Source organism: Pseudoalteromonas umbrosa, from assembly GCF_030125375.1.
Lineage (GTDB): Bacteria > Pseudomonadota > Gammaproteobacteria > Enterobacterales > Alteromonadaceae > Pseudoalteromonas > Pseudoalteromonas umbrosa.
Genome location: NZ_JASJUU010000024.1, coordinates 47,048 through 63,066, shown reverse-complemented (window position 1 = coordinate 63,066; position 16,019 = coordinate 47,048). Strand labels below are relative to the sequence as shown.

The window sequence follows — 16,019 nt, the reverse complement described above, 5'->3', positions numbered from 1 at the left end:
GTTTGCGATCGCTGATATACCTCTGCGGTTTGTTCTATCACTGACCATCCCAGAGCCACTTGTTTTAAAAATACGATTTACTCTGTGCCATATAGGAACCATTATGACAAACAAAGCAACTCTCTTATTGTGTACTTGTGCAGCGCTCCTTTCTACCCACGCTGTTTCAGCCAGCGAACACTCAGTTTCCGCTAATGCTGCTGCCAGTTCTAATTACTTTTGGCGTGGCATCACCCAATCTGATGATGGCGCAGCCGTGTCTGGGGGGCTTGATTATAACCACGAATCTGGATTTTATATGGGCACTTGGGTCTCCAATGTCGACTTTGGTGACACATCCAGTACCAGCTATGAATTAGATTTTTATTTAGGGTTTAGTGGCGAGGTGAATGCGCTGAGCTATGACGTTGGTTACATTCATTATGCTTACCCTGATGCAGCTGGCGATATTGACTTTGGTGAAGTCTATGGTGCGCTCGGTTGGCGTAACGTCAGCTTAAAAGTGAGTTATATGACACATGCGCAATCTGATAGCAGCACAGAAGAAGATATGCTCTATGTTGAACTAAGTGCTGCTTTCCCTGTTTTCACAGACGCCGAGCTGGGCTTGCATATTGGTAATTCCAGTGGTGATACCGTCATGGAGTGGACAGGAGAAGATGACAGCTATATGGATTATGGCGTAAGTCTCAGTAAAGATGGCTATACTTTTGGCCTCGTAAAAACCGACCTTGATGCCGATGACGACCTCAAAGTCTATGTGAGCTACGCCATCGACTTTGAGTTATAGGGTTATTTTGCTGCAAACCTTAGGGCCATAAGGCCCTATTTCACGCAATTAAACAGTATATTCAACTGCACCGCTAACACGCTTTGCTTTTTCTATCGCTTCATCCACGCTATTGTCTCGCGCCAATGCAACGCCCATGCGTCTGACACCTTGAACCTGTGGTTTACCAAACAAGCGAATATCAGTGTGTGCTTCAGCTAACGCTTGGCCTAAATTACCAAACTGTACTCGGTCAGACTCACCTTCAACAAGGATAACGCTGGATGCAGAAGGGCCATGAAAGTGAATCGCAGGAATTGGCAAACCAAGCACAGCACGTGCATGTAAAGCAAACTCACTCAAGTCTTGGGAGATCAAGGTCACCATGCCAGTATCATGCGGACGCGGAGATACCTCACTAAAATAAACCTCGTCCCCTTTGATAAAAAGCTCAACGCCAAACAAGCCGCGACCACCGAGTGCCTCAGTAATTTTGCTTGCTATGTCTTTGCTGCGTGCCAATGCAAGTTCGCTCATTGCCTGCGGCTGCCAGCTTTGCTGATAATCTCCACCGGCTTGTACATGTCCAATTGGGGCACAAAAGCTAGTACCCTGACTGTGGCGTATGGTCAGTAACGTAATTTCATAATCAAAATCTACAAAGCCCTCGACAATAACACGCCCTTGCCCCGCTCTACCGCCTTGCTGTGCATATTCCCACGCAGACTCAATATCCTCATGTGTTTTTACCACACTTTGCCCTTTACCCGATGAGCTCATGATCGGCTTCACCACACATGGCATGCCAATGTGTTCAACGGCCGCACGAAAGTCATCGATGCTATCCACAAATTGATAAGGTGAAGTCGCTATCTTTAATTCTTCAGCTGCTAATCGGCGGATCCCCTCACGGTTCATAGTGAGTTGCGTTGCTTTTGCCGTAGGTACAACCGTAAAGCCTTCAGCCTCTAACTCAACAAGTGTATCTGTGGCAATCGCCTCAATCTCTGGCACGATGTAATCAGGCTGCTCTGCACGAATAACTTCTGCTAACCGCTCGCCATCCAACATAGATAACGTGTAGCTTCTGTCTGCAACTTGCATGGCTGGTGCATTGTCATAGCGGTCTAACACAATGACCTCTGCACCCAATCGCTTAAATTCGATCACAGTTTCCTTGCCCAGCTCTCCGCCACCACAAAACAATACTTTGCAAGCTGATTGGCTAAAAGGGGTGCCTAATGGCTTAGTTTTCATAATTTTTCCTGATATACGTAAATTCACCCCAATAGCCTAAGCCCAGAAAGCGCAATGAGTCCAGTCAAATTATCCAAGTATTCCAATACATCAGTTTAAAACTATTAAGCCAGCAGGGATAACGATTGAACTTGAGACTGTACATGCTCATAGTCGCCAAGTTGCAACGTAAGTAAGTCTCCCACATCCAGCTTACCTACACCCTGTGGCGTTCCTGTCATGACAATATCGCCCGGCTGTAAGGTAAAGTATCGCGTTATCTCTTGGAGTAGGTGGTTTAGTTTAAAAATCATCTTATCAGTTTCGCCATGCTGTTTAAGCTGACCATTTTGCCAGAATTTAAACTCTAAAGGCTTTGCCAAATCAAGTTCTTTCACAGGTACAAATGTAGATAAACAAGCACTACCATCAAACGCTTTTGCACGCTCCCAAGGATGTCCTTGCGCTTTAAGCTGAGACTGTAAATCACGTAAAGTCAGATCGAGGCCAAGGCCAATACCACAAATGTGTGACAGCGGCTCTTGTGTATGCGCTGTTATCGTCTCGCCGACTAACAACACTAACTCCGCCTCATAATGGTGCTCACCAAATTGTTCATTAATCGTGAATGCAGGAACAAGATCACAAAACGCACTGGCAGGTTTAATAAATAATAAAGGAGACTCGGGAATGGGGTTGTTTAACTCTTGCGCATGAGCCACATAGTTACGGCCAATACAGACGGCTTTACCGACTGGAAACGATATTGCATCTCCTGATACCCATTTATGCTGATACATTACTTTCTCCATTACTATCCTGTGATTCGCCTAGAATTGTATCTAACTTCAAGACAAACATTGAGCAGATTATGCTTATACTCAATATACATAGATATTATTTTGCGCATCTCTTTGCACGCGACAGTAAACTTATTTTGCCACTGTTATGGAAACTTTATGTTAATCAAAATGCGCGATAAGTTGAAACCTTTATAATCACAAGTTATAAAAACCACACAGCAAGTAACTAGGAATCACATCCATGAAAGCCCATGACAATATCCCACTCACCGACTTTGTAGAATATTCGCCGCAAGAGATGCAGCAACGCGCCGATGATAACTTCTCGCTCATGCAACGCAGACATACCATTCGCAGCTTTAGTGACCGCCCTGTACCAAAAGAAGTTATCGAAACCTGTATCAAAACTGCAGGGCTGGCGCCCAGTGGTGCAAACCACCAGCCATGGCACTTTGTGGCGATTCACAGCAGTGATGTGAAAAAGCAAATTAGGGAAGCAGCCGAGCAGCTTGAGCGTTCCTTTTACGAGGGCCGTGCAGGTGATGAATGGTTGGATGCGTTAAAGCCTTTGGGTACAGATGCACAAAAGCCGTATTTGGAGCATGCGCCTTGGCTCATTGCTATTTTTACCCAAAAGAAAGGTGGGATCCATGCAGAAGATAAAAATACCAACTATTACGTGCATGAGTCAGTCGGTATCGCGACTGGGTTTTTAATCCAATCACTACACAACGCAGGCTTGGCAACATTAACACATACTCCGAAGCCGATGAGCTTTTTAACGGAGATTTGTCAACGCGACAAAGACAATGAGCGTCCATACATGCTGCTGATAGCTGGCTATCCAGCTGAAGATGCCACGGTACCAGAGCATGCATTAGTTAAAAAATCATTGGATGAGATTGCGTCATTTATTTAACTGATTAAGAGGAAGTAGTGGCTATCGCCAGTGCTTCCCCTGCTGCCAGCCCAGAGACCACCACCACATTTTCTCCCAACGATTGGCCTAAGCGGACCAGTCTGCGCTGTTTTATACCCTGCTCAACAACATACACCATGGTTAACTGCCCAGTGCGCTTTACATACAATTGTGGGATCACCACCCTCTTGAGAGGTTTGGAAGGCAAGCTTATCTGCGCATACATGCCCGGCTTACTGCCTTTTGGCGGCACTATATCTAGCTTAATTTCAAATTGTCGGGCTAAACTATCTGCTACAGGTACAATTTCACTGATTGTCCCCATGACACTTGTACTCAACGCTTTCAATTCCACTTGCAGTGTATCACCTACTTTGAGCTGGCCCGCTAAGCTAGAGCGTACAGCACCGCTGACCTGCAAACTCGCAGGATTAAAAATCTCAACAATCGGCACACCTGGGCTAAGCATGCTACCCGGCTCTTGCAGTCGTTCCACCACCACGCCAGATAATGGCGCATGCAAGCGAGTATAATTTAGCGCCGCTTGTGCGCCACTTAACTGCTCTGTCAGTGCAGCGCGACGCGCCTTGAGCTCATCAACTTTACTTTGCCATTCATCCATTTGATTATTGGCGACAAGACCTTTACTCAATAAAGCTTCGCTACGCGATAACTGTTTTTGTGCCTGAGATAATTGCGCTTCATTGGCCCGACTTTGCGCGCGAATTTCCTCCATAGAAGCACGTAGTTGAGTATCTTCTAAAGTCGCCAGCAATTGGCCCTTTTTCACTAATTGACCTGCCCGCACCTCTAGCGTGTGTAACTGTGCCAACACACGGCTAGATACCAGCGTATTCTCTTTGGCAACTAAGCTGGCGCTGACAAAATCTTCAGGTGTCACCTCTGTCGTGGTAACAAGGTATTGCTCGCCACTATAAACAGCAGACTTAGCACGAAATTGCGGCTCAACTTGTGTATTAAATAGCCCAGAAAAAGAGCCTAATAAAACCCCTAATGCAATGAATGCGCTCATCGCTCCCCAATATCTAGTTGTTAAGCGCATTGCCTGCCTCCTTATATTCTGTGTCTTTAAACACCAAAAAATACACCACAGGCACCACAAACAGTGACAATATTGTGGATGCCAAAGTGCCAAAAATAATCGCCAGTGCAAGACCGCTAAACACAGGGTCTAAAATAATGACTAAATTACCTAACATGGTTGTTCCAGCCGCGAGTAATACTGGCCGCATGCGCACTTCCCCAGCCTGATACAATGCCTCTTTTATTGCCACCCCACGGGCACGTTGCTGATTAACAAACTCGACTAGAATAAGGCTGTTTCGCACCACAATACCTGCCAACGCTATCATGCCAATCATGGCAGTGGCGGTGAACAGCACTGGCTCAGGTGCCCCAGCTACGGTGCGCTCACCAAACTGATTTAATAACCAAAACCCCGGCATGATCCCTATCATGGTCAACGGAATAGCCGACATAATGATGCCAGCCAGTGCACTCGATGCTGTTTGCCAGCGTAAAATGATGAAAATCGCCGTCAGTGCAAAGGCAAAGCCAATCCCCATATCGCGAAATACATCCACAGTAATACGCCACTCTCCTTCACCAGAGAAACGGTATTCTGTCCCTGCAGGCAACTGCCAACCAAGCCCTGCACCACTGGATAAAAATGTTCGTGACTGCCAAGGCCACTGAATGTGCTGTGTTGTTTTACCCTCATCGCTGACAATATCTGCAATGACCGCTGCTGGCGTTCTTCCATTAAGCTCAGCCGTCACATAAATCACCTCTTTGAGATCTTTGCGATAGATAGGCTGCTCCACTAAACTTTGCTGCCACTGTCCAAGCTCCCCCAAAGGCACCAGAGGTGAAGTGGCACTTTCAAGTGCGTTCCCCGCCGTAATTTTTGCCAATGTATGCGTACCTCTTAACTGCAGTGCATTAATCACAGGCCATTGGTTACGCTCTGCAAAGGGCAACTGTAATTCAATATCAAGCGGGGTGACTTCATGGGGTACTTGCAACACACCTGCAACGAAACCACCACTAGCAATCTGCAATGTCTGGTTCACATCCTGAGTGACAATGCCTGATAAGGCGGCTTTGCGTTTATCCAAAATGAAACGTTGGCGCACCGCTTGAGGGACCAATGACATATCAACTTCTGTTACATGTGCTTCTTGCTCAAGTCGTGCTTTAAGCACATAGGCGGCTGCCACATGCGTGGCTTTCGCTGTAAATAAATCACTGGCATACACTTCAGCGACTAATGTCGACATCACAGGGGGTCCAGGCGGCACCTCAACCACTTTGATACGAACTCCATTTTTTATCAGCGGCGCCAATGCTTCACGCATTCTCAGCACCACAGCATGGGACTGATGAACGCGGTGCTGCTTATCAACTAATAAGACTCTTAATTCTGAGAAGTGACTGCTATGGCGTTGATAATACCCGCGTACCATGCCATTAAAATCAACACTGGATGGCCGACCAACATAGGCAGCCATTGCCGTCACTTCCTGTAATTGCCAAACAACCTCTTGTACTCGCTGCGTCATTGCTGCCGTGGCCTCTAAACTCGTACCTCGTGGCATATCAATCAGCACTTGCACTTCATTTTTATTATCAAATGGTAGGAGTTTGAGTGGCACTGCTCGCAGTAATGGCAAGCTTGCACTGACAATAAATAAACCAAGTACAGACCAAAGCAGCCATTTTGCTCTGATTGGGTTAGCGAGCAACGAACTCAGCCACCCTCTGTACCATTGATTATGTTGCGCAGTCTTTGTGGCTGTCGTGCTGCCCAGTAGTTTACTGCCCAACCAAGGTGTGACAAACAAAGCAACTAAGGTTGATACAATCACCGCCACTGGAATATTAAACGCCATGGGTGCCATATAAGGGCCCATCATGCCAGTAATAAATGCCAATGGAATGAATGCCACGATGATAGTCAATGTGGATGTTAATAACGGCACTTTTACTTCAAGCATCGCATCCACAATGGTATTAGCACGTTTTGATGGGCTCAACCTATCTGTGTAACGACGTAAAAAACGCGTCATGTTGTCGACCCCTGTAATGGGGTCATCCACCAATAACCCCAAGGCAAGGATCAATGCAAACAAGGTTACCCGGTTAATGGTGTAACCAAATAGATAGCCCAAACTGAGTGTGATCCCATAACACACAGGAATAGCCAAGCCAATGATCAGTGCCTGCCGCCAACCTAAAAAGAGACCAATAAAAACCACAACTGTCACAATAGCAAAAGCCAGACTCGCAGTGAGATTGTTTACCTTCTCATTCGCTGTTTGCCCATAATTTCGCAATACCTGATATCGTACACCGGCTGGCAATAATTCAGACTCCAGCTTATCCATCATGGCCAGACTTTGCTCAGCGACCTGAACGGCATTGCTGCCGCGCTGCTTAGCAACGCTCAAGGTCACCATAGGTAAATTGCGTCGCTGATCATCCAGTGTGATCCACTGATAGTGATGTGGCTCACTGGGTCCATCATGCAAGGTGGCAATATCCGAGAGATAAATCTGTCTGCCATTAACGACATTCACAACCAATTGGTTTAATTGTTCGGTCGTACGCAGCACATCTCCAGCTTGCAACTGCCAGTGCTTATCGCCAACAACAAAGTCCCCCACCGTATCTAGTTGGTTGGCATATTCAATTGCCTTTAATACATCCAGTGGCGTGGTGTGATACGCAGCCAATGCACTGGCGTTGAGTGCGACCTGAATTTGCCGTGTACGCCCCGATAGCACCGACACTTCACTGGTGTCATTAATGGTTTGCAATTGTGCCGAGACTTCTTGCGCAATGCGCGTTAACTCAAAGTCGCTATAGCGTTCAGGGTCTTCACTGTATAAGCCCAGCATTAGTATCGCTACATCATCTACTTCAACCGGTTTTATTTGCCAGTGTTTTACCACGCTCGGCATCGTATCTTCATTGGCATATAACTTGGTATAAGTATTGAGGATAGCGCGCTCTCGGTCCTGTCCGACCTCAAAGCGCAGTGTCACCGACACACTGCCAGATGCACTGGTTGAATAGACATGCTCGACACCCGGAATTTGTCTGAGTATTTTTTCAAGGGGTTCAGTCACCAAACGCGCCACTTCAGAGGCCGAAATATTTGGCACCTCAACATAGATATCCAAAATTGGCACCACAATTTGCGGCTCTTCTTCACGTGCAGTCTGATGCAGCGCCAGTATCCCAAATAGGATACTGATCAGTAAGATAAAGAGAGGAATGCGACTATGCAGTAGTTGCCTCATCACGCTTGTGAACATTAACTGTCGCCCTCGTCGGTAGTTGGCTGACAAAATAGTTGATACAACTGAGCCAAAATCGCCGTGACCTTATCGTCAATGATCCGATAGTAAATTGTCTGTCCATCACGACGCGTTGCCACCACATTGGCTTTACGCAGCCCAGCCAGATGCTGCGACAATGCAGACTGTGCCAATGGTATCTGCGCATTTAACTCACTGACACTCATTTCTTGCTGTAGCAAACTACATAAAATCATTAAGCGGTTTTTATTTGCCATCAGTTTAAGTAGCGCCTCTGCGTGCCCTGCACTTTGCGCCATATCTTGTGCTTTCAATATTATGTCCATGTCACCTGTCTTTGACAGCATTATAGACAAGTACATTAGAAAGATCTAATATTAGAAAATACTAATATAATGAATTCACGATTATGCTCAAATCTGTGCAAACGCGACTTACCATCCTCAAAGACCAACAAAGATGTATTGATGGTATGCAAGCAAAACGAGAAATACAGTCCGATCACGGTTTATTGATTGACGTGCGGGAAGTGTCGGAGCACCAAACCGGTGCTCCCATGGGCGCAGTCAATATCCCAAGAGGTTTACTCGAGTTTAAACTGCCTACATTAGAGCCGGATCAAAATCGCGCCATCTATCTGCATTGTGCGGCGGGCAGTCGCGCTTTATTTGCCGCCGAGCAACTTAAACGTATAGGCTATCAGCGGGTGACTGTCGTGACGTGTCACGCAGACAAGTTGTGTACGATTTTCTCTAATTAATGACCTCATCACGACCATGAACCTCATGATAGAGCCACACCATGCGATCAAGAAACCATGTTTTTGCGAGGATTAGGCCAACTGTACCTGTGCACGTACTGATCGGCTCATGAAAAAACAGCCCCGCGACAGACATCGCGGTAAATACACATAATAACGCTGAAATCACATCGAGTGTTTTGAAGTGGTGCGAGGGTACTTGCGCACGTTGGTAAATTAAGATGCGTTCTCCAAGCACACTTTGTGACGCCCAGTTGTCTGTATGGGCAGGCTTTTTAAAGCACCTAGGGTTTACCCAAATCCACACACTCAGTGCAGCTAATATTGGCCAAAACCATACTCCAAATAGGTCTCGCCACCAAATACACGCAATCAACAGTGGTAAACAGCTATAACGTGTCCAAACACTCCAAGGGTTTGTGTGTCTTTGCCACACTTCCTCACTCATAGAAAAGTACTTTGCTGCCAAGTCTTCAAACCGCATCTATTTATCCTTAAACACACTTTGTTCAACAGACTAACCGCAAACACAGCAGTGAACTGTTTAAAAATGTAGCACTGATTACACATTTACTGACGTTTTTAGTCAACTAGCTTACAGCACATCCACTTACTGACTTGTAGACTCGATGTCACTTTATTTAGACACCAACATACAAAGGATTGCTGATTATGACACTGGCTTTGAAATACACTTCCTGTTTAATGGCCACTTGTTTAATGCTCACTGGTTGTCAGGATAATCAAGATCATCGCACTGATTTACAGCGCTCAGCGGGAAATTGGCAAAAGACAGGCTACGGACAGGTCCTTCATATCACCATGAATCGCATACTCAGCTATCAGTACAACAGCTATGGCTGCATTCAAGTGTCAGCGCAACCTCACCATGCAGCAAACGCATCGTTGTCATCCGTTGACATACTCGGCTCAAATCGATTGCGAATACAACGTCAAGGGGATGTGTACCCAAGCCAATATACACACAGTGATGCATTGCCAAGCCAGTGTATAACCCCCATAAAAATATCAAAGAGCGCCTCATCTCATGCCGTCTTTGACTACTTCTGGCATACTTTTAACGACTACTATGCGTTTTTTTCAGTCAAAGAGCTTGATTGGCAGGCACAATATCAGCAGTACCGTGCCCAAGTGACTGATACAATGACTGATGAAGCTCTTTTTACACTGCTTTCAGACATGGTTGCCCCCCTACAAGATATGCATGTCACCATCTCCTCAGCACAACAGGAGTATTTTTCTCATAAACCAACGCCTATCCTAAGCGCCATACAGCAAGATGCAGCCTTACAGCGCTTACAAGGCAAGCCCGGTGATGTAAATGCACTCTTCGAAGATTATCAAATTCAATCACAGCAAGTGAGTAAACAATACCTCTTAACAGAAAGCATCAAGACACACCCACAAAATAGTGACAATGCCACTGCACTTTGGGGTAAGACAGCAAGTAATGTTGGGGTACTGGTTCTAAACAACCTAGACAGCTACGCCACACACGATGATGCAGATGAAGTTCAAAACCTAAAGGCCGCGCGCACTATGATGGACAATGTTATGGCCGACCTCCAAGATACTGACGCCATCATCATTGACATCCGCCATAACACCGGCGGGGATGATGCCATCGCTTTGGCCGTTGCCAATTACTTTTCTGACCAAGATGTGTTGGCATTTAACAAGCGAGCCATCAACACCGCAGGGCGCGGTATTCCGGTGCGTCAGCAATTGAAAGCCAAGCAAGCTGCTTACACACGACCTGTATACCTACTCACTAGCCAGTTAACCGTCAGTGCAGCAGAAGTATTCACTATGGCCATGGATCAACTCCCCCATGTATCCTTAGTCGGTGAGGAAACCGCAGGTTCACTGTCTGATGCCTTGCGCTTTACCCTACCAAACGGCTGGCAAATCAGTTTATCCAATGAAGTATATCGCAATGCCCAAGGCGACATGTTTGAACACACAGGCTTCACACCAGATCACCATGTCCCTGCATTCAGTAAATATGACCTAAAAATGCGCAGATTTGAAACCTATGACTTTGTGCTGAATAAACTCGATAAAACGCCCTTTCCCACAATGGATATCGACGACTTTGAGCGTCAAGTCACGGCGCTTCAAGCACAAGGTAATATCCCAAGTATCGCCATTGCGGTTATGGCACAGGGTAAATCCATATACAGCCAAGGGTTTTCAATAGAACCCAAACGTACCGTCAATACCAACAGTCCGTTTGATGTCACGGGTTTAGACAGCGTGTTAATTGGGGATGCGATGCACAATGCGAGCATTGACGGCATGTTACAGCTCGACCAGCCTCTAGCGCATATATTACCCTTTGAGCTCGACAGTCCCATTGAGCATATCACTGCAGCGCAGCTATTAACGGGCAAAAGCGGTATTGTTGATGATCAATCCCTCTTACCCTGTATCTCAGACCCGGCGCAAAGCCTCTGCCCTGACATGTTTACTAGCCCTGACGCTTTGCTAGAAGCATATTTACATAAAGAAGGGGCGCTATATCACAAAGGCAACTTTTCGAGCCATTATGGGATTGATAAAAGCAATGCTGAGATTTACTCTCGCTTAGGTCTCACACTTGCCAGCTCGCTTTTTTCACAAACTCATCAAGCGCCCTTGTCTCAGTTAACCCAACACTATGTTTTTGAACCACTCAATATGCACAGTACACACTGGTATAACACATCAGATCAAGCGCATCACAGGCTCATATCTACCGCAGATGATATCAGCAACTTATTGAGCAAACTGTCACCTGATTTATCGAGCGAGAATGCACCCCACCCTCATTATTTTTGGCATCGTGATAATCGCAAGTTTTACCACCTTAGCCATGGTACAGGCCCCACCTCACTGCTCTTTAATGATACCTTTAATCAAACTGGCTATGTTTTACTGACAGATACTTACGCGCAAACAGACGAGGTTAAAGCCGTGTACAATCAACTTGAAACCTTGCTATTTAGACTTACTCTTCAACTGCCAAAACAGCAGCCCTAACATGACTAGTGTGGTGAAAATGAGACCAAGGGTTCAATAAGCTGGGTAGGGATTTTAGGTAAATGATAAGGCGCGACTAATTTGTCCAACGTCTTATTTTTTGCCATAGTGTGCATTTGCTGAGAGATGTGACTACCCAACCCAGAATTGGCAAACGACTCACTCATCGCCATATAGCCATAAATTGGTTGGGTATGGCGATACTGCATTTTCTTTAATTTGTGTATGGGCTGGTCAAGCACATCCATCGCAATATCAGCCGTGTCTTCAACCGCAATCACCAAATCAACGCGCCCCTTTAATACAAGGTCTACCGCAACACGCTCAGACGGCACCGCGACTTTATTTAAACTATTGTCTTTATCAAACTGTGGAAAAAAAGCGCCACCGCGCATCACAGCAATCCGCTTACCTTGCAAGTCTTCATAGCGATTGACTTCAATATCGCTATTTTGTTGGCCATAAAAGACAAATGATGAAGACAGCACCATATAAGGCGGCTCGACAAAGGACATGATTTTTTCACGTTCAGGGGTGCGAATTAAGCCCCCCATGACATCCACTTTGCCTTTGCTAAGCAAACGTACACAACGTGAAAAAGGACAGGGCACGGCTTTGATTTTATATTTTTTCCCGCTGGTTAATTCAGCATATTTAAGGATATCTAAGATAAGGCCTTGAGGATGGTTATTCTCGCTCAAGCGACTATAAGGCGGGGCATGATCAACAGCAACATGGACAATTTGGTCTACCGCAAGGCTATACGCACTAAATGTCAAAGCGAACATACTCTGTAATAGCACGTTTATTAACTTCATTCGATCACCTACCTAATAACACGCGTTTTGACACCAGGGCACTCAGCGTACTTGCCACTACCTTTACCAGCTTTCCCTCTTTATAACATATCTGATTGTCACAAAAATACCACAATAAAATCGTGACTATGTCACCACCTTAACATACTAGGTGCACTCAGCTCAGTGATTTTTGTACGCGTAGTACATATTGCTTTATCTCGCCGTGATAATACGATTACAACACTTGATATGGACGAAGCTCAAACTCATTGAGTAACAACAACATTTGGTCGAGAATATTCGCCTGAATATGCTCATAGTTCACCCAGCTTTTATCTTTACTGAAGCAGTAAAATTCCACTGGAATACCGTGGTATGAAGGTGATAGCTCACGCACCATGCAAGTACACTCAGTATTTATCTCGGGTCTTTGCTTCAATAAGTACTCAGCATACATCCGAAATGCAGTGAGGTTGCTACACATCTCAGGTAGCTTGAGCGCATTCAGTGCAGGAAACTTCGCTTTTAACTCGTCGATTTGTGCTCCAGTTAGCAAGCAGACACTATTCATATCAATGGGGATATTGCGTTTGATTCGTCTGCCAGCAGATTCTTGCATCGCACGCCAATTTTTAAAAGAATCCGATATCAAAGCGTATGTTGGAATAGTCGTCACCGTATTATCCCAATTGCGCACTCGGACCGTGTTGAGTCCTAAATCAATCACTTCGCCATCGGCACCAAATGTATCGACTTGGATCCAATCACCTGTGGCAACGAGCTTATTGGCTGCAATTTGAATACTGGCAACCAAACCCAAAATGGTGTCTTTAAAAACCAATAAAGTAACCGCTGCAATGGCGCCAAAACCTGAGAGTATATATGTCGGCGATTTATCGACAATGGTGCTTACAACCAACACAGTCGTGACAATAAACACCATCAGCTTTACTAGCTGTACGATGCCCTTGATAGGCACGTCTTTAGCAAATTTTTGTTGCTGATAAATCGTATGGGCAATGTTCAATAATGAACTCACCAAGAAGCCAAACGCCACTATCAAAATCACTTGGGCCAGCAGTTGCAGCTGGCTCATGACCCACGCCGGTGCAACAAACATGTACTTGTTGATCATCACAAACAAAATACTGCTGATCAGCAATGCGACACGGCCACTGAGTTTACTTAACTGAGGGGCAAGATATGCAATCTTAGCTCGTAAAAATTGAGACAACATGTTTTTGACTTTGGGCACGAGCGCAAGCTTTATCAAGGCAAAAATAACCACTAACCCGATCAGTGATACACTGTTTGTTAGCGACGCCAAGATAAATGGGTGCATGCTCTGACCGCCAACAAAAGGCGAAATCACATCTTGCAAATGGACCATACTCATAGAGAGTTCACCTCTGATGGCACATTATCCGCTTCCCCTTCAGGGCGCTGCTCTAATCTTGCTATCTGTGCAGATTTTTGCTGCCAAAGTGTATTCATATAAGCCTGAAATTGTACTCGATATGCTTTATCACCTTGATAATCTCCTAAAGGCAATTCACTCATAGGAATATAGTCAACTTGCAAAGAAACCGCATCAAGGCGTCCAAGTACAAAGGCGCGACAAATATGTAAATCTTCGCTGTGATATACCAAAGCGGTATTTAATAAGCCATCGACCTGCTCGCTTAATACATCCAGTGCAAAGGCAGTTCCCCCCGCTTTTGGTTTCAGGAGGTTATCAAAAGGACTAGCTTGGCGGCGCTGTTTTTGCGCTGTGAAGCGCGTCCCTTCAGCAAAGTTAATCACCGTCGTTGGGTGATGCTTAAAGTTTTTACAGCTTTGCTTTGTGCGCTCGACATCCATGCGCTTTAACTTCGGATTTTTAGCAATTTGCGCTTTACTGGCACGTTTCATAAACGGCATATCCAAAGCCCATGCCCCGGTGCCAATCAATGGTACATATTTCAATTCATCTTTAAGAAAAAACTTCGGGGCAGGCAGCTGGGATTGCGCACTCAGTACCACTATATCCAACCAACTTATGTGGTTTGATACCAGTAAATACCAACCATTTACTGAGATAGCTTGTGGCATTTTAACATGCATAGACACCCCACCGAGCTTTAAGCCAATGCGATTACCCACACACCATTTATGATAAGCCCAGTGTAAAAGCACCGAGAGTAAGCGAACGCGTAGGCACCACTTTACGATGCCCAAGCCCAGTATGATCAGCCCCCAAAATGCCGTATTGAGTAACAAAAATAAAGCGCCAATCGCACCGTGAAACCACTTCGGTAATATACTCTTCATAGTTTGTTTCCCTTACTAACTTATTATTGTGGGCCGCACTAAACAACTACTCGCTTGGAGTAGCTAATTGCTCAATGCATTTGTCTTTTTCAGACCAAAGACGGTTGAGTTCCCCTTGAAATTGAACGCGAAACTCATTATCGCCCGTGTAGTCTCCCACCAACTTGTCACTCACTGGCATTAATTCAACTTCAACGTTAATTTGCCCGGCTTTACCAGCCACGAAATCCATAAATGTCGGTACGCCGTTAGGGTAATGAATGGTCACATTCACCACTTGATTTATTTGCTCACCCATCGCCTGCATCACAAACGCAATACCACCCGCTTTAGGTTTAAGTAAATGTTTGAATGGGCTGTTTTGTCTTTGGTGCTTTTCATCCGTAAAGCGCGTTCCTTCAACAAAATTCACAATACTCACTGGCATCGTTTTGAATTTTTCACAGGCTTTGCGTGTCGTCTCGATATCTTTGCCTTTTAATTTAGGATTTTTCCTAATTTGGCTTTTACTCGTGCGGGTCATAAAAGGAAAATCTAATGCCCACCAAGCCAATCCCAAAAACGGCACATACAATAACTCTTTTTTCAAAAAGAAGTTTAAAAATGGAATTTTGCGATGCAATACCCGCTGTAGCACTAAAATATCTACCCAGCTTTGATGGTTTGCAATCACTAGGTACCAGTCTTTTCTGTTGAGCTTATCGACGCCATTAATTTGCAGCTGATACGGTGAGACGCAGCGCTGATTTACGTTATTACCAGCAACCCACATACTTGCACATGATTTAGCAAGTTTGCTTAGTAAACGCTGTAACGGAGGAATGGGGATCAGTTTGAGCACACCGCATATAAATATCGGCACAAACCAAATTAATGTATTTAGGACGTATAAAATCAGCCCCACAATTTGACGGACTAGCGACATGCAAAGTTCCTTTACTACTTTTATTTTACTCGACTATACCTCATCACAACTTAGTATTGTGATGAGGGCATCATACGCAATTTCAAGGGAATAAAAAATCTGAGCAGTTAGG

Annotated in this window: 14 protein-coding genes; 4 read left to right on the top strand and 10 right to left on the bottom strand. The window is 45.3% G+C overall.

What is annotated here, in order from left to right:
* Positions 1–103 precede the first annotated feature (103 nt).
* On the top strand, positions 104–790 hold the full coding sequence (locus QNM16_RS26145) for a TorF family putative porin (protein ID WP_284023132.1): 687 nt from the start codon (positions 104–106) through the stop codon (positions 788–790).
* 48 nt (positions 791–838) lie between these two features.
* Here QNM16_RS26145 and purT read toward each other — a convergent pair whose 3' ends face one another.
* Both purT and QNM16_RS26135 read right to left on the bottom strand, forming a co-directional pair.
* Positions 839–2,026 (bottom strand): formate-dependent phosphoribosylglycinamide formyltransferase, encoded by a 1,188-nt coding sequence (gene purT / locus QNM16_RS26140; RefSeq protein WP_284023131.1) that lies wholly within the window; start codon positions 2,024–2,026, stop codon positions 839–841.
* Positions 2,027–2,130: 104 nt separating this feature from the next.
* Complete coding sequence (locus QNM16_RS26135) at positions 2,131–2,805, bottom strand: fumarylacetoacetate hydrolase family protein (RefSeq protein ID WP_284023130.1); 675 nt, start codon at positions 2,803–2,805, stop codon at positions 2,131–2,133.
* Between the two features lie 244 nt (positions 2,806–3,049).
* Here QNM16_RS26135 and QNM16_RS26130 point away from each other — a divergent pair, with 244 nt between their 5' ends.
* Entirely contained in the window at positions 3,050–3,727 is a 678-nt protein-coding gene (locus tag QNM16_RS26130) for a nitroreductase family protein (protein WP_284023129.1), read from the top strand.
* Between the two features lie 4 nt (positions 3,728–3,731).
* Here QNM16_RS26130 and QNM16_RS26125 read toward each other — a convergent pair whose 3' ends face one another.
* The 3 genes from QNM16_RS26125 to QNM16_RS26115 are packed head-to-tail and all read right to left on the bottom strand — an operon-like array spanning position 3,732 to position 8,396.
* Positions 3,732–4,790, bottom strand: a complete 1,059-nt coding sequence (locus tag QNM16_RS26125; RefSeq protein WP_284023128.1) for an efflux RND transporter periplasmic adaptor subunit — start codon at positions 4,788–4,790, stop codon at positions 3,732–3,734.
* Positions 4,774–8,067 carry an efflux RND transporter permease subunit gene (locus QNM16_RS26120; RefSeq protein WP_284023127.1) on the bottom strand — a complete coding sequence of 1,098 codons (3,294 nt, stop codon included), beginning with the start codon at positions 8,065–8,067 and terminating at the stop codon, positions 4,774–4,776. Before QNM16_RS26120 ends, QNM16_RS26125 begins: the two co-directional genes overlap by 17 nt.
* Positions 8,067–8,396: an ArsR/SmtB family transcription factor gene (locus QNM16_RS26115; RefSeq protein WP_284023126.1), complete on the bottom strand. Its 330-nt coding sequence runs from the start codon at positions 8,394–8,396 to the stop codon at positions 8,067–8,069. Before QNM16_RS26115 ends, QNM16_RS26120 begins: the two co-directional genes overlap by 1 nt.
* Before the next feature lie 83 nt (positions 8,397–8,479).
* On the opposite strand from QNM16_RS26115, the gene QNM16_RS26110 reads away from it, so the two are divergent.
* On the top strand, positions 8,480–8,830 hold the full coding sequence (locus QNM16_RS26110; RefSeq protein WP_284023125.1) for a rhodanese-like domain-containing protein: 351 nt from the start codon (positions 8,480–8,482) through the stop codon (positions 8,828–8,830).
* Here the strand turns inward: QNM16_RS26110 and QNM16_RS26105 are convergent.
* The gene (locus tag QNM16_RS26105; RefSeq protein ID WP_284023124.1) at positions 8,823–9,314 is read right to left on the bottom strand and encodes a DUF6653 family protein; all 492 of its coding nucleotides are present in this window, start codon (positions 9,312–9,314) and stop codon (positions 8,823–8,825) included. The genes QNM16_RS26110 and QNM16_RS26105 overlap by 8 nt on opposite strands.
* A 188-nt stretch (positions 9,315–9,502) precedes the next feature.
* Between QNM16_RS26105 and QNM16_RS26100 the strand changes: the two genes are divergently transcribed.
* Positions 9,503–11,872 carry a S41 family peptidase gene (locus QNM16_RS26100; RefSeq protein WP_284023123.1) on the top strand — a complete coding sequence of 790 codons (2,370 nt, stop codon included), beginning with the start codon at positions 9,503–9,505 and terminating at the stop codon, positions 11,870–11,872.
* A gap of 5 nt (positions 11,873–11,877) precedes the next feature.
* Here the strand turns inward: QNM16_RS26100 and QNM16_RS26095 are convergent, their stop codons facing one another.
* The 4 genes from QNM16_RS26095 to QNM16_RS26080 all read right to left on the bottom strand — a co-directional run bounded on the left by QNM16_RS26095 (position 11,878) and on the right by QNM16_RS26080 (position 15,907).
* The gene (locus tag QNM16_RS26095; RefSeq protein WP_284023122.1) at positions 11,878–12,690 is read right to left on the bottom strand and encodes a substrate-binding periplasmic protein; all 813 of its coding nucleotides are present in this window, start codon (positions 12,688–12,690) and stop codon (positions 11,878–11,880) included.
* Positions 12,691–12,907: 217 nt separating this feature from the next.
* The gene (locus tag QNM16_RS26090) at positions 12,908–14,068 is read right to left on the bottom strand and encodes a mechanosensitive ion channel family protein (protein WP_284023121.1); all 1,161 of its coding nucleotides are present in this window, start codon (positions 14,066–14,068) and stop codon (positions 12,908–12,910) included.
* Entirely contained in the window at positions 14,065–14,982 is a 918-nt protein-coding gene (locus tag QNM16_RS26085) for an acetyltransferase (protein WP_063361935.1), read from the bottom strand. Before QNM16_RS26085 ends, QNM16_RS26090 begins: the two co-directional genes overlap by 4 nt.
* Positions 14,983–15,028: 46 nt before the next feature.
* Complete coding sequence (locus tag QNM16_RS26080) at positions 15,029–15,907, bottom strand: acyltransferase (protein ID WP_284023120.1); 879 nt, start codon at positions 15,905–15,907, stop codon at positions 15,029–15,031.
* Positions 15,908–16,019 lie beyond the last annotated feature (112 nt).